Genomic DNA, 19,817 nt, shown 5'->3' with positions numbered 1-19,817 from the left:
TGGACCCAGAGATCGTCGGAGACAGCGCCGCTCTGAAAGGTGGTGCTGGCGAGCTGGGCTGCGGTGACGTCGATGTTCTGGTTGGTGCCCTGGGTCACGCCATTGACGACGAAGTGTCCGCTGCCGGCGTCGGTGGTCGAATCCCAGAAGCGATAGGCGGTCATGCTGTCGCCGTCGGCATCGCTGACCGAGAACAGGCTCGATGCCGCGATGGTCTGGTTGAGCGTCGCGCTGTGGTCGGAGGCGCTCACGACGGGAGCGTGATTGACCGGCGCGTTGACGTGAAACTCCTTCCAGGTGCTCCAGGCCGTGCCGTCGAAGGCCTGGACCCAGAGATCGTCGGAGACAGCGCCGCTCTGAAAGGTGGTGCTGGCGAGCTGGGCTGCGGTGACGTCGATGTTCTGGTTGGTGCCCTGGGTCACGCCATTGACGACGAAGTGTCCGCTGCCGGCATCCGTCGTCGAGTCCCAGAAGCGGAAAGCGGTCATGCTGTCGCCATCGGCATCGCTGACCGAGAATAGGCTCGATGCTGCGACGTTTTGATTGTGCGTGGCGCTATAATCGGAGGCGCTCACGACGGGAGCGTGGTTGACTGGCGGGTTGACGTGGAATTCCTTCCAGGTGCTCCAGGCCGAGCCGTCGAAGGCCTGGACCCAGAGGTCGTCGGAGATGGCGCCGCTCTGGAATGTCGTGCTGGCAAGTTGGGCTGCGGTGACATCGATGTTCTGGTTAGTACCCTGGGCCACTCCATTGACGACGAAGTGCCCGCTGCTGGCGTCGGTGGTCGAATCCCAGAAGCGATAGGCGGTCATGCTGTCGCCGTCGGCATCGCTGACCGAGAACAGGCTCGATGCCGGGACGTTCTGATTGTGTGTCGCGCTGTAGTCGGAGACGCTCACGGCAGGAGCGTGATTGACCGGCGGGTTGACGTGGAATTCCTTCCAGGCGCTCCAGGCGGTGCCGTCGAAGGCCTGGACCCAGAGGTCGTCGGAGACGGCGCCGCTTTGGAAGGTGGTGCTGGCGAGTTGAGCTGCAGTGACGTCAATGTTCTGGTTGGTGCCCTGAGCCACTCCATTGACGACGAAGTGGCCGCTGCTGCCATCGCTGGTCGAGTCCCAGAAGCGGAAAGCGGTCATGCTGTCGCTGTCGGCGTCACTGACCGAGAACAGGCTCGATGCCGAGATGTTTTGACTGTGCGTTGCGCTGTAGTCGGAGGCGCTCACGACGGGAGCGTGGTTGGCAGCTCCAACTATAGTGAAGCTTTGAGACCAATTGCCCCAAGCCAGTCCATCACTTGCCTTGATCCAAAGGGTGTCAATTCCTGTGCCTGGATGGAACACCAAGCTAGACAACTGAGCTGCGGTTACAAAATTGTCTTTGCTAGCCTCAAGCGGCGATCCGTTTAAAGTAAAATAGCCGCCGCCCTTGCCGTCGTACCAGAAGTCATACTGCGCGCCGACGAGGCCATAAGCGTCGCTGAAACTGAATAGCGATGACGCGGCAAAGGTCTGACCGTGCGCAGCGGAAAGATCTGTCACCGTAATTGTCGGACCCGCATCCGGCGCCGCAAACGATGCCACATTTGCTGAGAATGTACCTGTAGAGGCGAAGGTCACATAGAAAGCAAAGTCGGGTGAGCCAGACACAAGGTTTCCGGTCGAGTCAAGCATCGTGACGGAAAGACCGTCGACACCTCCAGCTGGCAGAGTGAGAAAGTTATCCGCCTGAACAATTTGAGCGGTCGACCAAACCGTCCCCACTTCGTAACTAACTCGATATTGAAAGCCGTCATCGGGTGGCAGCTGAAATGAATTAATCTTAGGAGAGCCGGCTCCACTGGTCAGGAGAAGGCTGGGGCCAGTTGGATCAAGCGCAAACTGCGAAGTAGCATCTGAGATCGAAAATCCGTAACTTGTGTTGTTTGCGACCGTTTGGCCCGTCTCAAATTTTAAACTTGATGTCTGACCGTCGAGCAGAAGATCCGCCTCAGCATATCTACGGTCATGCTGTTCTTTGCTTGCGTGCAAATACTGCTTGTACAGAAACGAGGCGGCTCCCAACCAATTGTGCTGCGCCAACAAATCCCACACGTGGTTTGTAGGAGCGACGCCTGCAGTCAGATCTTCTAGCCCATAATGCTTTGGCGGGTCACGATGCAATCCGATGTTGTACGCAAAATCGAAAATTGCTGTTTGCTGTGAGGCGGTAAGCGCATCCCACCCTGGTTGGCCATACGTGGCAGCCTTCGCCGTATAATCTCGACTTAGTTTATCCAGGATAGATTGTTCGGCGTAATTTGTAATCGCGTTTGCTTGTTCCAGCGTGATGCTAACAGCGGTGGATATCTTTCCACTAGTGTTGATCGTTTTGGAAGGAGCCAAATGTGACAATGCATAAGCATTCGTCTGGCCCACAAACGTTGAAATGAAACTTAGGTTCGGATTATTCGCATAATCTGGGAAGAGCGTGGTGATTGCATTCGTGGTCTGATTGCCTTGCCCGCCAATGTCGACTCCCTGTGCAAGAGTGAGGCCCGAATTTCCATCTGCCACCGGTACGTAGGGCGCAAGGTAAGTCACACCGGCTGGGCCGGACTCCCAAGAATGGACAAAGCTCCAGTCGATACGTGAACCGATAGGATCTTCCGGCCCGACCGGATTTGGGTCGACGACAATCTTCGTCCCACCAGCAGGAGCTATCGCTAAATTTTGGTGACGGCCTGGCCGGTCAGGCGGCGGCGGTTATGGGCTGACGGTCAGTCGGTTTGGCGATGACCTCGATCCCGTCGTTGAATGTCACACCGAGAACGAGTTTTGGCAACTGGTTGTGGCCATCGAGACGACGCCAGCTTTTCTGCGCGGCCTCAAGCAGTTTGAAGACCATCGCGAGCGCCGTCCTGTTGGACAGGCAACCCTTCGATCGGATCGTGCGGTGGCGCGCGGTAGCGAAGGTGCTTTCAATGGGATTGGTCGTCCGCAGGTGTTTCCAGTGCTCGGCCGGGAAGTCGTAGAACGCCAGTAGCGTGTCCCGATCCTTGCTCAGGCAGTCGGCCGCCTTCTCGTATTTGGGCGTGTAGCTCTCGATGAAGGCGTCGAACGCCAGCTCGGCGGCGGCCTTGGTTTCGGCCATCCAGATCTCCTGCAACGCGCGTTTGGCCTTCGGCTGCTGGCTCTTTGGCAACTTGGCGATCACATTCGCGGTCTTGTGCACCCAGCAGCGCTGCTCGCGCGTTTTCGGCCAGACCTCGCCGGCGGCCTTCCAGAACCCGAGCGCGCCGTCGGCGATGGCGAGCCGCGGCGGCACGTCGAGCCCGCGCCGCTTCAGGTCGAGCAGCAGATCGCGCCAGTCCTGCGCGCTCTCGCGGGCGCCATCGGTGAAGCCGACCAGTTCCTTGCGGCCTTCCGGCGTCGCGCCGATCAGCACAAGGATGCACTGCTTTTCGTCTTCGAGGCGTGCTTGGAGATGGATGCCATCGGCCCAGATGTAGACGTAGCGCTTCGCCGACAGATCGCGCCTCTGCCACGCGGTGTGTTCGTCGAGCCAACCGTCCTTCAGACGGCCGATGGCCGATGCCGACAACCCGGCAGCATCCTTGCCGAGCAGCGCCGCCAGAGCCTCGGAGAAGTCGCCGGTGGAGATACCCTTCAGGTAAAGGATCGGCAGCAGCGTCTCGATCGATTTCGAGCGGCGCATGTAGGGCGGCAGGATCGACGGAGAGAAACGGATGCGGTCGGGGTCGGTAGCGTCCGCCTCGCGATCGCGTACGCGCGGCTGGCGGACGGCGACCGGACCGATACCGGTCATCACCTCGCGTTCCGGCAGGTGACCGTGGCGCACGACGCGCTGGTGGCCGTCCGCGGTCTTCAAATCGGCATGCTTGCCGAGAAAGTCCGCGACCTCGGCCTCGACCGCCTGGGCCAACAGAGCACGCGCCCCATTGCGCAAGATTTCGGTGAGTTGATCGTCGACGTTTCCTGGTTGAATCAGCTTGATGATGTTATCTTTGGACACGGCATATCGCTCCTTCGGTGGAGAAGTGGAGGCGTCAAGCACCCCCACGATATGCCGCCTTTCCGATTCCCGCCGTCACCAACTTTCAGCGATAGCTCCACCAGCAGCGTCGTTCAGCGGTTCGAGGAAAGTAGTATCGACGGCTCCGCTAAAATTGACGAAGTTCAGACGGGCTACGATGGTCTTTCCAGAATAGACGTCGACTTCTTGAGTGCTACTGGTTACAGCCGTTAGAGTTAGATTGGAGAGGCCTGAAAAATCTAGCGTATCTCCCAATCCAAAACCGTCGATAGTCATAGCGATCGGCGCCGACTGAGAGCTCCACACTTTTACAGATTCATTGGCTGCACCAAATTTAAGCGTCGTTGCGCCGCTGCCGTTTAATAGAACAGTGTCCGCCCCTGTTCCAACCGATATTGTCGTGCTGCCGGCACCGGTGAGGGTAACGGTGTCAGAACCAGCACCAAGGGTGATGTTGTAGCTTCCGCTTCCACCATTGACTGTGTAAGTGTCACCCGTCTTTGAGCCCGTCGTGAAAGATTGGCTGCCCGCCAGAGTCACAACGTCGTTGCCGCCCAGGCCTTGGGTAATATCGGCGCCTTCAGAAATTGCTTGCTGCTGATCTGGCTTCAGTTGGCCAAAATCGACCACGTCCGCCCCGCTAGTAAACAGTGTCGGGGGGATGACGACGGTTTGCGCACGCCAAACGTGGTCGTACGCAGATACGCTAAGATCATATTGGCTTATGACGTGGCCGCTCGAATCGAACGTGTAGCTTGTTCGTGTGAGCGTTTGGAGGGCCGGCAGCGCCTCCGTTGGCTGCGTCAGAGAAACATCAGTGGCCGTCGCCTTATATCCGATGAAGGTGAACGTGTTCGGCGCCGACCCGTAGAAAGCATAAGACAACATACTCAGATTGAAGTACGGCCCATGACCATACTCAATAAATTCTCCGGGCGTGTCCGGTAGATAATAAGGGTCCGCGTAAGGTGCATAAACGAGGACGTGGTATCCCTTGATGTCCGTATAATACAGCGCTTCCTGAGACGCACTTTGGTCAGTCGTTTCGACGAAGCTAAGGTCGTACCTCACCCAAATTGTCGCGGATGGCATAATTGCCCACCAAAAATGCAGCCCAAACGCTGCGCCAGCGCCAAAGTATACCGATGAGGCTCGTCCACTCATCACCCCAATGGGGTATGTGAACTCGCCAACCGCTGGATCAGCCGGTCCGTATTCGAAGTTCACGGACGCTGCGGATACTGGATTCGGCGGGGCAATCTTGGCTACAGTCGGCCACTGAATCTAGCTGAGAATGGCGAGCGGGGTTGCCTCGACAATCGAAGCCTAGAAGGCACATCCAATTGGTCATTTTTCTTTCAAGCGCGTGGTATCGCGAGATACGCGGTCGCAGTGGCTACATCAGGTGGAAGAGCCGTGATTTCCGACGACGAACTCATCGACAAAATCTACGAAGCCGCTTTGGTACCTGACCTCTGGAGCTCCACCCTGCAAGAGCTTGCAGATGTGGTGATGGCTGCCGGGACCGGCTTGTTTCTGTTGGAGGGCGCTACGCCCATCGGAGCCGTATGGTCCCAGGGAGTTTACGAACTTGGCACGGGATGGATGGAGGGAGGATGGCAAGCGAAAACTCAGCGAGCATCCCGCATGATGGCTTTCAACCATGCCGGCTTCGTGTGTGACGCCGATGTCTTCTCGCCGGAGGAAATGGATCAGGATGAAGCCATCGTACGCTATCTGAGGCCCAAGGGTTTCGGTAACGGTGCGGGGACAGGGATCACGATGCCCACCGGAAATATTGCCGTCTACACTATAGAAAGGCGTTCAGCGACCAGTCCCTTCTCTCGGGCAGACTGTGTCCGCCTCGATAGCTTACGTCCACATCTCGCGCGAGCCGCTTTGCTGTCTTGCAGGACCGGGCTTGCCCGGGCCCGGGCCATGGCCGATACTCTGCAAGCAATCGGGCTTCCCGGTGGCCTTGTGAGAACAAGTGGCAGACTGATATCCTCCAATCAGATATTGGAGGATATGATTCCGTCTGTACTCCAGGATGGTTCGGACCGCTTGCGCTTGTCTGATCTCCGGGCTGACGAACTTCTTCATGCTGCCCTCAAGGATAACACGCACCACGGTGCCAGATCGATTCCCGTCCCAGGCAGCGAGACCCATCCCCCGCTGATTGTTCATCTGCTCCCAATTCGAGGCGCCGCGCACGATTTTTATCTCAATGCAGCAACAATCGTGATTGTGACTCCTGTCGACCGATCCAAGGTCCCAACCGCGGAAGTATTGCAGGGGTTATTTGATTTAACTCCCGCGGAAGCGAGAATTGCTCGGGGAATTGCGGGTGCGAGGAATACTGACGAATTGGCAAAGTCCTTGGGGGTCAGCCTGCAGACCGTGCGTACCCAAGTGAAAGCTGTTTTGGCAAAAACGGGTACGCGCCGGCAGCAGGAACTCATAAGCCTCCTCGCGGGGAAAACTTATCCGCGCGATGCTTAGAAAGCAGAGGCAGCAATTGCTGCGAGCGCCCATTGATCCCCTTAGTGGAGAAGAGTTTCGCAATACGAAGCAGGATCGTTCAATTTCGTTCGCGCCCTCGGGAACATCGGCAGCAGGAGAAGGCGGCCCATTTTAGCCGCTTGCAGTATCTAGCTCCTGCAGACGAACCAGGGAGCTGAGACATGAACGAAATCATCGATCTCGTTGGATTCGTCGTCGTCGGGATTACGGTGACACTGCTAGACTGCACTAAATTAACTCTCCTGCTAGTCGTGGTGGACCGGTCACCTAAAGTTTAGTGCCCGTAACCGCTATCAGCCATGCACTCGAACCCCTGCGAATCTCATCCCTCGCTGACGACCGACATCTCTCCCGTATCCAAGCCGATCCGCAACCAGGTGCCGGCCGGCCGCACCTCTCCAGCGACGGCGAATGGTTCGGCGAGTTGTGAGACGACGGTCCGGTCCCGCACCTCGAAGCTCCCGCTGGTCAAGGGCACGCCGCGGACGAATATCGTCTGGCCGTGTCCCGAGCCGATGCGCAGCAGCCGCCCGTCACCGGCAACGTCCAGCGTGACGCCGACCGGGGCCATCGTGTCCAGCATCGGCATGTAGGCTTCGCCCGCCGAGAGAAGAAAGCTCCAGGGCTCCAGGTCGTTGCCGCGCCGGATCGTGGTGTGGGCCGGCAGCTTCAGCCCGAGCAGTTCGTGCGGCGCACCGAGCGTGAAGCGGTGGAGTGTGCCGGCCTTGTCGAACAGAACGCCGCCGAAGCGGTCGTTGGCGTAGGGTCCACCTTTGCATGGCAATCCCTGGATGATTTGATAGCCGTGGAGATCGCCGCCCCAATGCGTGACGTCATTGCCCTGTCGCTTCCACGGCTTGAGCGTTCCCGAAAGCCGCATGCCGAGGATCTCGGTCGCGTGCGGCAGCTCGATCATCTCGACGATGGAATGCGCCTTGTCGGCGAACCGGATTTTGCTCCCCGCAGGTAAAGGCAAATCAGCGATGGTCTCGGCGGTCTCGAGCGTGCGCCAGTATCTGGTTGCGTCGTAGCTCTGGTAGAGATAGAGGGCGCCCGCCGCGGGAAATGGCAATGTCAGACAGGCGGCGCAAGCGACCAATACAAAGCGCAGTCCGCCCATCCAGGGCGCGCCATACCAGGCGGCAAAGGCCAACACGAGCGCCAGCGGTATGGTCACGAACCAGGTGGTGACGACGGCATATCCGAACAGAAGCGGCCAAGGCAGGCGCAAGATCGGTCTCCATCCGGACAGCCATCCGCAACGCGCGTATGCAGCCCATTTGTCGACGACAAATCAATGCCGGTTCGAGCGTGATTGCCGGATCGAAAACCCTGAACGCCCGATCCTTCCAAGCGCGCGCAACCGCCAGCTAGGCTCGATCCGGCGCACCTCCGCCGTGATCCCCGACGATCCGCACCAGCTCCACCTCGAGCTTCAAGCCCGGCGCTTGTTTCGCAAACCCCGTGCACATCGTGGACGAGCCATCCACCGAGCGCCCTGACACCACGATGTCGATCTCATCCAGTCCGAACACGCCGGGCGGGCCCGGTTCAACGCGCCGGGCGGAAAGGCTGGCTTTGAAGTGCTCGCCTTGCTGGGTCCAGTCGCCCGCATAGGCGAACGTGGAATCGCCGCCGGTGAGCTTGCCGTCGGGGCCGAACTCGACCACGCCGGCGCCTTCACGGACCGGCGTTCTGAACCAAACGGAATATCTGCCCGGGGTGATCACCAGAGCTCACATAGCGACCGACATCCAGGTCGAGTTGAGCCACATCAAGATGGCGATCGCGTGGCTGCGCGTGGTGGCGTATTCACCCCCAGAATTACGGTGATCAAGACATCGGCGCGACGCCGCGCCGCGCGGCACGATTGCGCGTATCAGGGCCGACGCGTGTTGCTCCCGCGCTGGGATCCACCACGCCGGCCCCGGCCGCGCCGTATGCGCGTTCAGCCGTCAGGCTTTTGATGCGCTTCGCGCCCATGCCAGCGAGGCTGACGTCACCGGGATCACGTCGCCGACGTCGACCACGGGATGAACGTCCACATCGTTCCAGAAAGTGAACTTGGAAACGAAGGAAACAACCACCTTGGGATCATTGGTCTCGACGAACACGTAACCTTTATCGCCCACCAGATTCGACAGGAATGCGTGCACCGTCAGTCCGTCCTCCGGCTTCCACTTGCCGAACGCGGTCAGAAGTCCCTCGGCTGTCCCGAAATTCTGCTCATGTCCGAGGCCATGACGGATCGTATACTCGATCATGTATTTCATAACTCTTCTCCAAATGATCAGTATGAAAAGGGGCAATCAAGCGAACGCCGTGCTCAATGCACTGCCAGCGCCGCTCGGGCGTGAGAAGACCACAAAGATGGGAGATCGAAAAGAAGGATGGGTTTCCCATTGCGGGCCAAACGCGCCCTCTTCGCGCGTTCAGCCTAAGGCGACCGGTTGGCTTTGCGAGCCTACCTCGCCCCGGCCACCACCATCACCACCACCGGCAACGTCACCGCCGCCAGCAGTGTGCACAGCGCGACCGCGCCCGAGACCGGGTTCACCATGCGCTGATACTGAACCGCGAAGATGTAGGCATTGGCGCCGGTCGGCATCGCCGCGAACAGCACGACGACGCCTGAGACGATCGGCGGCAGGTTCATGAGCCTCGCCAGCGCGAAGGCGATCGCCGGCATTGCCAGCAGTTTCAGCGCGCTCATCGCGGCGACGCTGGTGATCTCGCCCTTCACCTCGAAACGAAACAGATTGATGCCGAGCGCGATCAGCGCGGCCGGCGATCCGGCTTGCGCGAGCAGCTCGATCGTCTTGTCGACGACGGGGGTGAGGCCAAGGCCGGTGAAGCGCCAGACGACGCCGAAGCCGATGCCCAGCATCAGCGGATTGCGCGCAAGGTCGGCGAGGATCGGCCGGATCACTGACAGCACCGAGCCGGTCCGCTTGCGGCTGACCAGCTCCATCTGCAGGATGCCGCAGAGCCAGAGCAGCGGCGTGTTCACCGACAGGATCAGCGACATCGGCCCGGCCGCCTCGTTGCCGAGCGCGGAGAGCACCAGGGGAATGCCGAGCATGACGATGTTGCCGTAGACCGAGCCGATCGCGAACACGACGCCGTCCTCGCGGTCATCGCGCCGCTCGCGGATCAGCGCCGAGATCATCAGCGCCGCGATCCAGGTGAGGGCGAGCGCGCCGTAATAGACGCCCCACATCCGCCACGGGCTGACGTCGGGGAATTCAGACACGACGATGGTGCGAAACAACAGCGCCGGGATCGCGATGCTGAAGGCGAATTCGGAGATGCCCTTGTGCGCGCCCTCCGAGACGAAGCGAAACAGCACCGCCGCATAGCCGGCCGCGATCAGCGCAAACACCGGAGCGACGATCAACAGTGTGGCCATGCGGTCCTCCCCCTCACGGGGATTCCGGCCGACCACCCCACGCGTCTCGATCGTGCCATCATGCCGGTGTTTTGCCCGACATGTCAAAGGAAATTCGTAAAATCCGCAAATGATGGAGATTTGCGAGGCGGCCCAGTGCCCTCGCTACTGTGCATGGGGTTGTTTTGGCGAACGCCTCCCTGTTGCCGAGAGCGCACAGGTCCGAGCTTTCGCCTCCGGCCGCGTTGCCAACGAACGCCGGTTCACCCACACTCCCGCCCCTGTTCGAGACTTTGGGAGGATCAATGCCGGTATCTCGCCTCAGGACGCTTCTGGCTGCCGCAACTTTCGGAACGGCGCTCGCCGTGCTGGCCCTGCCGGGCGCGGGCCTTGCCTACACGCCCGAACAGCAGCAGGCCTGCACGCCGGATGCGATGCGGCTGTGCGGCGAGTTCGTTCCGAACGTCGATGCCATCACCGCCTGCATGATCCAGAAGAAGGCGCAGCTGTCGCCGCAATGCGCGGTGTTCTTCCGCCGCGGACCCGAGCCGGTCGCGGGCGCTCCCACCAACATCAAGCCCGTCGCGGCGAAGAAGACCAAGCCGAAGGCTAAGAAGAAAAAGACCGACGACGGCTAGGCGTTCCCCGCCCGAAACCGCCGCGCGCCCCTCGCTTCACAATGACCGGGCGCGCCAGCTCCGCGACAGCCACCGGACTCGTTTTGTTCGCGCCTCCTGCGCGGGCCTGCAGCGATTGCGGAACGCTGCGATGAAAAGGGTCATCGCGACAATCTGCGCGGCAAGGTTGTAGTAGAAATTTTTCGCCGCGATTGCCTGAAAAACATACGGTTGCCCGTGCGAACGGCGATTCATGACAGTTCATGTCCGTCGTCGCGGAAAGCAGTGTGACTCAAAAGCCAGCTCCTCCCGTTATTTCGTGACGGCGAGGCAACCTTCGATAAATTTTTCTTTCACGAATCAGCGCGGTGATTCATTTTCGCGGCCTGGGGTCAATCTGGAGGCCAGAGGTATGAACGTTATTGTTTTTGCATCGCGTAAAGGCGGCTCGGGCAAGAGTACCCTGGCTGCACATCTCGCCGCGCAGATCAAGGCGAGCAAGCAGGTGATGCTGGTGGATGCCGATCCGCAGGGATCGCTGACGCTGTGGCACAAGCTGCGCGGCACCAACGAGCCGCCGATCAAGGCGGCGGTAAACTCGGTCAGCGGCATCGTCTCCGCGGCCAAGCGCGACGGTTACGAATGGGTGTTGATCGACACGCCGCCGAACCTGTCGGCCGTGGTCGACGATGCGATCCGCAACGCCACGATGGTGATCATTCCGGCGCGGCCCGGCGTGTTCGACGTCAACGCGGTGCAGGAAACCATCCAGATGTGCCGCGCGGCGCGCAAGCCCTATGCGGTCGTGCTCAACGGGGCGCCGGCGCGCCGCGACGACGCCGAAAGCCCGATCGTCACCATCGCCCGCGAGGCGCTGGCCAAGTTCCGCGCTCCGGTCTGGGGCGGTCAGATCACCAATCGTTCGGATTTGTTGATGGCACTCAGCCACGGCGAAGGCGCGCGCGAGTATCAGGCCGAGAGCCGTGCGGCCCAGGAAATTGCAAGACTGTGGGCGGCGATCGAGCGTTCAGTGAAGGCTATCCGCGGCACGGCGTCGGCTTCCGGCGCAATGCACAAGCAGGCGGCATAATTTCATTCAATCATTTCCCCGGACGACGAACGCGCGGTGTCCCGCGCGTTTTGCGTTTGTAGGGACTGACGGTGAAGCTACGCCACCATCAGCATATAGAACACGATGACCGGCGACAGCGTCAGGATCACCGACCAGATGCCGACGGCCCAGATGATGTCCTCGGTGGAAAAGCCCTGCTGCTCGGAATCGTCAAAGCTGTGATGTGTTGCGCCGTAATGCGGCGCCATATCGTTCTGATGATTCAAGATCGCCCCCGCGATTTCTTCGCTTATGGGGTGAACGATACGCGGGATGTTTTAAGATTCCGGCTTGCGAGCCCGCTCGCATTTAAACGCAAACGCGAGTCCGCGATTAACCATGCGAGCGGGCTTTCTCAACCCGCGAGCCAGACCCGAAACAGCAGCACCGGCATCAGGCCGAGCATCACCGCCCAGAAGCCGAACGACGACACCACCAGAATTCCCCGCAAGAAATCGGCAGGCGCAAAGGTTTCCGCCGCGGTCGGGCGAACGCGTTGCCCCATGGTCATTCCCCCTTCGAAAGACGTTGAGGCAAAAACGATAGGCGCGATTGCGTAAACGAGTCGTGGATGCACCATGCCGCGACCGCGAAGGCCGTTCGCTCCCGGTTAACCAAGGCGATGCTCTGCCGTCGCCCTCTCCCCGTTCTGACGAGGAGAGGCGAGCGAGCGCAGCTAGGCTGCGACCATCATCCGTCGCGCGATCTCGCGATCGAGTGCGGCGGCGAGCTCGCTGCTCACCTCCACCATCGGCAGGCGCACTTCGGGGCTGTCGATCAGGCCTGTGCGCCAGAGCCAATACTTCGCCGGCGCCGGGCTCGGCTCGGCAAACAACAGCCGCGTCAGCTCCGCGACCTCCTGCCAGCGCGCCTGCGCCGCATCGCGGTCGCCGCGCTTCAGCTCGCTGTAGACGGAAGCGAAGGTCGCGGTCTCGAGATGAGCGGACAGCAGGATGCCGCCATCGGCGCCGTCGCCGAGCGCCTCGAAATAATTCGCGTCCTCGCCGGTGAGCACGGCAAAGCCCTTCGGCCGGTCGCGCAGCAGCGCGATCGATTGCTCGCGGCTCGCGCTGCAATCCTTCAGGCCCACGATGTTGGGATGCTCGGCGAGCCGCAGCAGGGTCTGGTTGGTGATGCCGACTGCGCAGCGATAAGGAATGTTGTAGAGCGCGAGCGGCCAGGCGGCGTGATCGGCCAGCGCCTCGAAATGCGCCGATATCCCGCGCTGCGACGGCCGGACGTAATAGGGGCTCGCGATCAGATAGAAGTCGATCGGCCAGTCCGCAGTCTTATCCAGCCGCTCCCTCAGCCGCGAGGTGTCCGCGCCGGAGAGGCCAAGACCGATCGGAACGTTGCGGCGGCCGGCCGCCATCTCGTCGCGGACGGTGGCGACCAGGCGTTCGAGCTCGGCCTCGCGCAGCGTCATGCCTTCGCCTGATGTCGCCCCCAGGATGAAGCCGTCGATCGCCTGAGTGCAATAGTGCCGCGTCAGCCGCCGCAGCGAGCTCTCGTCGAGACGCCCGTCGCGGAACGGCGTCACCAGCGGCAGCCAGAGCCCATGCATATGGGTTCGCAAATCAGTCATGTTCTTGTCTCCTTCTCGACGATGGACCTGAGACGGAGGGCACATGAAAAAACCCCGTCCAGGTGGCGGGGTTTTCGGGATTGGCTCGCGATGACGAAGTCAGCCTAGCGCGCGCAAAAATCCGAGGTCCCCGGATGGGGGCCTTTTTTCGAGGCTGATGCCTTCGACCAAATTGCGCACGACTTCGTGATCATCTGGAAATGATGGTGGGTAGGCCCAAAACTGTCAATACACGCGGAGGGCGAAAGCTGGATTGGGCAAAAAATTGGGCAGAAAAAAAGCCGGACCCGAGGGCCCGGCTTAGGTATTGGCCACGTGAGGCCGACACAATCACCTTCCAAGAGGGATTACTGAACTCCCGCGCCACTGGAGGAGGGGGACAAATGCGCAACGCGAAGGCTCAGCGTGCAAACAGTATGAGCTTGACGAGCGCCATGCAGCAACAGCCGAGGCCGCATGTCAGACATGCGGAAATCAGGACGGCCAGCGCTGCGCCTTGCTCACCACGAAATCGCGGAACACCTGCACGCGCGCGACCGTCTTCAACTCCTCGGGATAGACGAAGTAGGTGTCGAGCTGGATCGAATCCGACTCGCCGAACAGCTGCACGAGCTTGCTCTGTTCCTCGACCAGATAGTCGGGCAGGGCGGCGATGCCGAGGCCCTGCTGACAGGCGCGGACGAGGCCGAGGATGTTGTTGACCTTGAAATAGGCTTCGCGCGGACCCGAGCCGTTGCGCGCAGCTTCGACCAGCCAGTTGCGATTCTGCAGATGCGGCGCGAAGTTGCCGTCGGACAGCGTGATGATGCGGTGGGAGTCGAGCTCCTCCAGCGTGCGCGGCGTGCCGAAGCGCTTGATGTATTCCGGCGAGCAATAGGCGTGGAAGCCCATCGCGAACAGCTTGCGCTGGATGAGATCCGGTTGCGTCGGCTTGCGAGTGCGGATCGCAACGTCGGCCTCGCGCATCGACAAATCCAGCTCCTCGTCGGTGACGATCAGCGAGATGCGGATCTCCGGATAAAGCGCGGTGAACTCGCCGAGCCGCGGAATCAGCCAGTTGATGCCGACCCCGGGCGTGGTGGTGATCTTGAGATCGCCGCTCGGCCGCTCGCGGCTGTCGGTGAGTTTCGCGCGTGCCGCCTGCAGCTGCATGAACACGTCATGCGCGGTGCGGAACAAGAGGTCGCCCTGTTCGGTGAGGATCAGGCCGCGGGCGTGGCGATGGAACAGCGAGACCGAGAGCTCCTGCTCCAGCGCCGACACCTGGCGCGAGACCGCCGATTGCGACAGGCCGAGCTGCTCGCCCGCATGCGTGAAGCTGCCCGCCTCCGCCGCCGCGTGAAACACCTTCAGCTTGTCCCAGTCCATATCCGTAAATCCGTCGCGTGTTCGAGGCATGATCGTTATTCCGCTGCTGCGCGCTCGCTGGCGCGCAGGGCCAAGAAACGTTCGGCTTCGAGTGCGGCCATGCAGCCGAGGCCGGCGGCCGTCACGGCCTGGCGGTAAGTTTCGTCAGCGACGTCGCCGGCGGCAAACAGGCCGGGCACGGAGGTCGCGGTCGAGTTCGGGGCGACTTCGACATAGCCCGAGGGTTTCAGCTTGACCGTGTCCTTCACCAGTTCCGTCGCCGGTGCGTGGCCGATCGCGATGAAGACCCCGTCCGTCTTCACGTCGGTGAGCGCGCCGGTCTTGACGTTCTTCAGCCTGATATGGGTGACCTTGTTCGGGTTCTCGGTGCCGCAGATCTCGTCGATCGCCGAATCCCAGATCACCTTGATCTTCGGGTGCTTGAACAGGCGCTCCTGCAGGATGCGCTCGGCGCGGAAGTGATCGCGGCGGTGCACGATGGTGACCTGTGAGGCATGATTGGTGAGGTAAAGCGCTTCCTCGACCGCGGTATTGCCGCCGCCGACCACCACGACCTCCTTGTTGCGGTAGAAGAAGCCGTCGCAGGTGGCACAGGCGGAAACGCCACCGCCCTGGAACTTGGCCTCGGACGGCAGCCCCAGCCAACGCGCCTGTGCGCCGGTGGCGAGGATCACGGTGTCGGCGAGATAGACGTCGCCGGAATCGCAGGTGAGGCGGAACGGCCGCTGCGAGGTGTCGAGCTTGATCACGAGGTCAGTGACGATCCGGGTGCCGACATGGACCGCCTGTTTCTCCATCTGCTCCATCAGCCAGGGGCCCTGGATCACGTCCGCAAAGCCCGGATAGTTCTCGACGTCGGTGGTGATGGTGAGCTGGCCGCCCGCCTGCAGGCCCTGGATCAGGATCGGCTCGAGCATCGCGCGCGCGGCGTAGATCGCAGCGGTATAACCGGCGGGCCCTGAGCCAATAATGACGACCTTTGCATGAACAGGAGCGGACATTTCGATGGACGCCTTTCACGGGGGATCTGCAGCGCGGGCGCGGAACGTGCCGGGAGGCCTCGCGGAGGCGCTGAAATATCAGAGCTAATCTAAGCCTTCTGGTGAGCTATGCAAGAATTGCATTCCCAATCGGCGGATTTTTCCAACAAGGAACAAAAGTCGGCTGGGATGAACGCGCAATAAAATTGCGCTAGAGGGCGTGACTGGCTATGAGGATTACGTCAGGCCCACCCAGTACCGCCGTAAAGGCCAGGAGTTCCAATCACGTGTCGCGGAACCTAGACGAGATCGACCTCAAAATTCTCGCCGAGATCCAGGCCGACGGTCGAATCACCAACGTCGAACTTGCCAAGCGGGTGGGTATTTCGCCTCCGCCCTGCCTGCGCCGGGTCCGGGCGCTCGAGGAGGAGGGCTATATCCATGGTTATCGTGGGCTGCTGGATGCGCGGAAGCTAGGCTTCGACGTCACGGTGTTCGCCTCGGTGCACCTTTCCAGCCAGGCGGAGGCGGATTTGCGTGCCTTCGAGGAGTTCGTCCGTGCCGAACCGCTGGTGCGGGAGTGCTGGATGCTGTCGGGTGAGGTTGATTTCATCCTGAAATGCGTCGCCCCCGACATGGCGACCTTTCAGGATTTCGTGACGCACCTGACCGCGGCGCCCCACGTGCGCAACGTGCGGACCTCGCTGGTGCTGCACAATTCCAAGTACGAGGCTGCCGTGCCGCTCGATGTGAAGGGACGGCGGTAGACGAAGGGTCACCGCCGCAGCGCATCCACGCTGATCGGCCCGGCTCCGGCGGTTGCCAGGAACAGGCAGGCGAAGCACAGCACGATCGCAAGTGCACCGTCGTTGACGATGGGGAAGAAGCTGTGCGGCAGGTGCTCGATGAAATAGGCGAACGCCATTTCACCGGAGAGGACGAACGCGGCTGGGCGCGTGAACAGTCCCAGCATCAGCAATCCCCCGAGCGTGAGTTCGAGCATGCCGGCGACGCCCCACAGCGACAGGGGCGTGACGTCCTCGAATATCTCGACCGGCGGATACTTGAACAGCTTCGCGACGCCATAGTGAAACAGCAAGAGCCCGGTGACGAAGCGGAACAGGCTGAGCACGTAAGGCTGGCTCCGCGCGGCGATGCGATCCATGTCCATCGTGATCTCCCTATCAATGCAGCGGGCTTCAGCATGGCGGAGGAATGGACGGTTCACAATCCTGTCGGCGCGGCCGACGGCAGCGTTCAGCGGATCGCATAAACCCGCAGCCGCCGCACGGCCATGTCGTGGCCGACGGGATCGTCCGGGATCTTGCCGGCATAGTCCATCAGGGCCGTGGAAAAGCGGATGTCGGTCCGACCCGTGATCGAGCCGTTGGTACGGATCGCCGCGACAGGCTCGCCGTCGACCGCGAACACAATGTCGTTCGCCGTCCACAGCACGCCGAAGTCGTGGAACGCACCGGAGAAATTCTCGGCGAAACGGCTGTCGAAACCGACTGCGATCGGAAATTTGCCGTCGATCCTGTTGTTGTCGTGCAGCGTCATGCGATCGATGTTGGGAAAATGCACCTCGCAGACGTCGATTTCGAAATGATCCTCGGTCACAAGCCAAAAGGCGTTGTTGAGACCGTCGATATCGGCCGCCTTGATGCTTGCTTCGTAGTACCCGTAGCCGAAATGCTGCCGACTGATCATGAAGCCGGTCGACCATCGCGCATGGCAGCCGGTGCTCGCCTCGGTCCGGAGCAACAGGCCCGCGGCGCTGGCAACAACGTTCTCCGGACGCCGGCAGGACTTCAGGTAATCATCCGATTGCAGCAGCCAGTCGGAATTGAGCATCCGCGGATCGGTAAAGTCGGCTGCGAAGACCGGCTTGTCGTGCCCTGTCCGAAATTGCGCGATTGCTTTTCGATCGGCCTCCGTCACCGACCGTCGCGTTCCCCAGGCCTGGTCAGGATTGCCCCAGGTCAGCTTTTGCAGCGTCGCGGCATCCGCCGGTTCTCCCAGCGTGATGCCAAGGGCGAAGCAGGCCGCGGCCACGGCGCTGAGTTGCAAATATCTGACCATCATTGCGAGAAACCCTCAAAAGGGAGACACGGCACGCTGGCCGGCATCGCTCAGTCTGCCGCAGTGCATGACATCGAATTGCGGATCTCCGGTCCAGGAATAGTAGATCAAGCCGGTCAGGCGTCCCTCCATTGCGAGTTGGGCGAAGTCGCCCATCATCTCCTGCACGATGAGTGCGTGATCTCTTTCCTCGGAAGCAGGGCAAGCCTTGTTCGCATAGGCAAAGCCCCACTCCGTGATCCAGCACGGTTTGCCGTGGGCGATGCAGATCGGATTGACCAGCGCCCGCAGGCGACGCATGCGATGGATGGCGGAAGCCTTGTCGCCGGGATGGTCACCCCAGGGATAAGTGTGCAGGTTGTAGGCATCGACGAGCCGGTCGAGGCCATGGGCCCGGAGGAAGGCCATGATCGCGCCGACGCTGACCCCGTCATAGGGCTTGGGTGTCGGCCACGGGCCTTCCTGTTCGATATCAACGAGGCTCGTCGGCAGGAGCGGCGTGCGCGTGTTGAGGCGTGAGCGATCCCGCACTTGCTTCAACATCTCGAGTACCTTCAGATACTGCAGGTAGCCCTTGGCGACCTGCTGCCCTTCGGGGTCGTTCGTCAGATCGGCGAGACCAAGCGCGCGGCCTTCGCCGGGCAACCGGAAATCCGGATCGTTGCCGGCCATATTGATCTCGTTCTCCAACTCCAGGCCGGCAAGCGTCACGCCGCTCGCGTCCAGCTTGCCCAGGAGGTCTTGGAAGTATTGGGCCGAACGCTCCGGATCGAGCGCCGACAATGGCGGTCCCGGCCACATGCCCGGAAACTCCTTGGGCCGGAACGGCCGCTCTGGGGCGCCGGGCGCGTAGAGGCCGTGGAGGATGAGGACCGTTGAGATCTGATGGGCGTAGGCACGCTTGATGAAGTCGAGATTCTTGTCCTCATCCTGCGCATACATGCCGAAGCGGATGACGTGCACGCCGGCAACCTGCAGCTCTTTCAGCTTTGTGTTCTGCTCCTCAAGGCTGAACTGGATCGGACGGACGAAGTTGACGCCGCGGAGCACGTCCTGTGCCCGAGCGGTGCCTGGCAGACCTTCAGCCCCGAACAGGATGGCGAGCATCAGGAAAACCGTGGTGCAGGCAACGCGCATCCTGGCCATCGCGGACTCCCTCCTGAATTTCATGGAGCGAACACGCGCAGCGATCGAACCAGCATATCGTGGGTTTCAGGGTGATCGGGAACCTTGCCACCGGCCCAGTCTCCAAGCGCTGTCGATAGACGGATGGTGGCGGGTCCCGTCACGGCGCCGTGCGTGACCACCGCGGCGATTGGTTCTCCGTCGACCTCGTAGACCATGTCGGTTGGTGCCGCAGCAAGCCGACGTCATGAAATCCTGATGCGAGATTCTCCTTGAAGCTCGCGCCCCAGCCCATTCCGGCGTGCTGTTCGCTCTTGCCCGGCGGCCAGTATTGCAGGCCGAGATGGATGTAGCCGGGGTAACGAGCTTCGGCGATGTCGATCTCGAAATTGTCGTCGATCGTCAGCCAGACCGCATTGTTGAGGCCCTTGATATCGGCAATCTTGATGCGCGCCTCGATGAATCCGTAGCCGTACTTGGCCTTGCTCGCGACATAACCCGTCGACCATCGCGCTGCGCGGCAGGTCTTTGCAGGCAGTGCTTTCAACCGTAATCCGGCAGTCGTGGCTTCAATGCTGTCGGGACGCCGACAAGATTTGTTGCTCGGATTGTCGTCGCTGACCGGGCTCCAGTTCGCCTGCAACTCGGTGCCGCCGGTGAAGTCGGTGGAGAAGGTCGGAGTTCTCCGGCCCGAGCGGTAGGCTGCGATGGCCGCGCGGTCCGCATCGGTGATCGCCCTGCGCATCCCCCAAGGCTGGTCCGGCGAGCCCCAGTTGACGGGAGATGCGAGCGTCGCGGCCATGCACATTTGCGTGAGCGACAGCCACATGGCGAGCGCGCCACCGGAGCGAATCGAGGCCTTGACCCAAATCCTTCGCTGCATTGGCGCGCTTCCAATTCCAACCGCTCGCCGCGGACACCGCCTTTGCCGAATAGCAGTCGCGCCGTGAATGCCGGCTGAACGTGTCTGTAGGATTCGGGAGACGTTGCACAAAAAAGGCCGCGC

21 protein-coding genes are annotated in these 19,817 nt (G+C 61.2%); 4 read left to right on the top strand and 17 right to left on the bottom strand.

The annotated features are described in order from the left end of the window. From G8O24_RS08490 to G8O24_RS08480, 3 genes are all read right to left on the bottom strand, one after another. Positions 1 to 2,579, bottom strand: a 2,579-nt coding sequence (locus G8O24_RS08490; RefSeq protein ID WP_188098300.1) for a lysozyme family protein, incomplete at its 3' end; no start/stop codon positions are given. A 148-nt stretch (positions 2,580 to 2,727) separates the two neighbouring features. Then, the gene (locus tag G8O24_RS08485; RefSeq protein WP_188098299.1) at positions 2,728 to 4,011 is read right to left on the bottom strand and encodes an IS256 family transposase; all 1,284 of its coding nucleotides are present in this window, start codon (positions 4,009 to 4,011) and stop codon (positions 2,728 to 2,730) included. 75 nt (positions 4,012 to 4,086) lie between these two features. Further along, the gene (locus G8O24_RS08480; protein WP_188098297.1) at positions 4,087 to 5,259 is read right to left on the bottom strand and encodes a hypothetical protein; all 1,173 of its coding nucleotides are present in this window, start codon (positions 5,257 to 5,259) and stop codon (positions 4,087 to 4,089) included. Positions 5,260 to 5,448: 189 nt separating this feature from the next. Here G8O24_RS08480 and G8O24_RS08475 point away from each other — a divergent pair, with 189 nt between their 5' ends. Continuing rightward, the gene (locus tag G8O24_RS08475; RefSeq protein WP_188098295.1) at positions 5,449 to 6,534 is read left to right on the top strand and encodes a helix-turn-helix transcriptional regulator; all 1,086 of its coding nucleotides are present in this window, start codon (positions 5,449 to 5,451) and stop codon (positions 6,532 to 6,534) included. A gap of 343 nt (positions 6,535 to 6,877) precedes the next feature. On the opposite strand, the gene G8O24_RS08470 is transcribed toward G8O24_RS08475, so the two are convergent. From G8O24_RS08470 to G8O24_RS08455, 4 genes are all read right to left on the bottom strand, one after another. Continuing rightward, entirely contained in the window at positions 6,878 to 7,786 is a 909-nt protein-coding gene (locus G8O24_RS08470; RefSeq protein ID WP_188098293.1) for a hypothetical protein, read from the bottom strand. A 139-nt stretch (positions 7,787 to 7,925) separates the two neighbouring features. Next, positions 7,926 to 8,225 carry a hypothetical protein gene (locus G8O24_RS08465; RefSeq protein ID WP_244645779.1) on the bottom strand — a complete coding sequence of 100 codons (300 nt, stop codon included), beginning with the start codon at positions 8,223 to 8,225 and terminating at the stop codon, positions 7,926 to 7,928. A 285-nt stretch (positions 8,226 to 8,510) separates the two neighbouring features. Beyond that, complete coding sequence (locus G8O24_RS08460) at positions 8,511 to 8,828, bottom strand: DUF3303 domain-containing protein (protein ID WP_188098289.1); 318 nt, start codon at positions 8,826 to 8,828, stop codon at positions 8,511 to 8,513. Positions 8,829 to 9,019: 191 nt separating this feature from the next. Next, positions 9,020 to 9,964 (bottom strand): AEC family transporter, encoded by a 945-nt coding sequence (locus tag G8O24_RS08455; protein WP_188098287.1) that lies wholly within the window; start codon positions 9,962 to 9,964, stop codon positions 9,020 to 9,022. Positions 9,965 to 10,248: 284 nt separating this feature from the next. On the opposite strand from G8O24_RS08455, the gene G8O24_RS08450 reads away from it, so the two are divergent. After that, the gene (locus G8O24_RS08450) at positions 10,249 to 10,581 is read left to right on the top strand and encodes a hypothetical protein (protein WP_188098285.1); all 333 of its coding nucleotides are present in this window, start codon (positions 10,249 to 10,251) and stop codon (positions 10,579 to 10,581) included. A 36-nt stretch (positions 10,582 to 10,617) separates the two neighbouring features. On the opposite strand, the gene G8O24_RS08445 is transcribed toward G8O24_RS08450, so the two are convergent. Continuing rightward, complete coding sequence (locus G8O24_RS08445) at positions 10,618 to 10,815, bottom strand: hypothetical protein (protein ID WP_188098283.1); 198 nt, start codon at positions 10,813 to 10,815, stop codon at positions 10,618 to 10,620. A gap of 157 nt (positions 10,816 to 10,972) precedes the next feature. Between G8O24_RS08445 and G8O24_RS08440 the strand changes: the two genes are divergently transcribed. After that, complete coding sequence (locus tag G8O24_RS08440) at positions 10,973 to 11,650, top strand: AAA family ATPase (RefSeq protein ID WP_100233799.1); 678 nt, start codon at positions 10,973 to 10,975, stop codon at positions 11,648 to 11,650. Positions 11,651 to 11,727: 77 nt separating this feature from the next. On the opposite strand, the gene G8O24_RS08435 is transcribed toward G8O24_RS08440, so the two are convergent. The 5 genes from G8O24_RS08435 to trxB all read right to left on the bottom strand — a co-directional run bounded on the left by G8O24_RS08435 (position 11,728) and on the right by trxB (position 15,625). Continuing rightward, on the bottom strand, positions 11,728 to 11,898 hold the full coding sequence (locus tag G8O24_RS08435; RefSeq protein ID WP_188098308.1) for a hypothetical protein: 171 nt from the start codon (positions 11,896 to 11,898) through the stop codon (positions 11,728 to 11,730). Between the two features lie 128 nt (positions 11,899 to 12,026). Further along, positions 12,027 to 12,176, bottom strand: coding sequence for a hypothetical protein (locus G8O24_RS08430; RefSeq protein WP_188098281.1), 150 nt, complete (start codon positions 12,174 to 12,176; stop codon positions 12,027 to 12,029). A 171-nt stretch (positions 12,177 to 12,347) separates the two neighbouring features. Then, complete coding sequence (locus tag G8O24_RS08425) at positions 12,348 to 13,256, bottom strand: 4-hydroxy-tetrahydrodipicolinate synthase family protein (RefSeq protein WP_188098279.1); 909 nt, start codon at positions 13,254 to 13,256, stop codon at positions 12,348 to 12,350. A gap of 474 nt (positions 13,257 to 13,730) precedes the next feature. After that, entirely contained in the window at positions 13,731 to 14,654 is a 924-nt protein-coding gene (locus G8O24_RS08420; RefSeq protein ID WP_026312114.1) for a LysR family transcriptional regulator, read from the bottom strand. Positions 14,655 to 14,659: 5 nt separating this feature from the next. Then, positions 14,660 to 15,625 (bottom strand): thioredoxin-disulfide reductase, encoded by a 966-nt coding sequence (gene trxB, locus G8O24_RS08415; RefSeq protein WP_188098277.1) that lies wholly within the window; start codon positions 15,623 to 15,625, stop codon positions 14,660 to 14,662. Between the two features lie 266 nt (positions 15,626 to 15,891). Between trxB and G8O24_RS08410 the strand changes: the two genes are divergently transcribed. Beyond that, a complete protein-coding gene (locus G8O24_RS08410; RefSeq protein WP_188098276.1) occupies positions 15,892 to 16,371 on the top strand; it encodes an Lrp/AsnC family transcriptional regulator in 480 nt (159 codons plus the stop codon). 8 nt (positions 16,372 to 16,379) lie between these two features. On the opposite strand, the gene G8O24_RS08405 is transcribed toward G8O24_RS08410, so the two are convergent. From G8O24_RS08405 to G8O24_RS08390, 4 genes are all read right to left on the bottom strand, one after another. After that, the gene (locus tag G8O24_RS08405; protein ID WP_188098307.1) at positions 16,380 to 16,769 is read right to left on the bottom strand and encodes a DoxX family protein; all 390 of its coding nucleotides are present in this window, start codon (positions 16,767 to 16,769) and stop codon (positions 16,380 to 16,382) included. Between the two features lie 92 nt (positions 16,770 to 16,861). Further along, on the bottom strand, positions 16,862 to 17,689 hold the full coding sequence (locus G8O24_RS08400; RefSeq protein ID WP_188098274.1) for a glycoside hydrolase family 16 protein: 828 nt from the start codon (positions 17,687 to 17,689) through the stop codon (positions 16,862 to 16,864). Between the two features lie 12 nt (positions 17,690 to 17,701). Further along, positions 17,702 to 18,832, bottom strand: coding sequence for a hypothetical protein (locus tag G8O24_RS08395; RefSeq protein ID WP_188098272.1), 1,131 nt, complete (start codon positions 18,830 to 18,832; stop codon positions 17,702 to 17,704). A 139-nt stretch (positions 18,833 to 18,971) separates the two neighbouring features. Next, complete coding sequence (locus G8O24_RS08390; protein WP_188098270.1) at positions 18,972 to 19,694, bottom strand: glycoside hydrolase family 16 protein; 723 nt, start codon at positions 19,692 to 19,694, stop codon at positions 18,972 to 18,974. Positions 19,695 to 19,817: the final 123 nt, after the last annotated feature.

This window comes from Bradyrhizobium campsiandrae (assembly GCF_014529705.1).
GTDB classification, from domain to species: Bacteria; Pseudomonadota; Alphaproteobacteria; order Rhizobiales; family Xanthobacteraceae; genus Bradyrhizobium; species Bradyrhizobium campsiandrae.
This window is presented reverse-complemented; position numbering and strand designations above follow the sequence as displayed.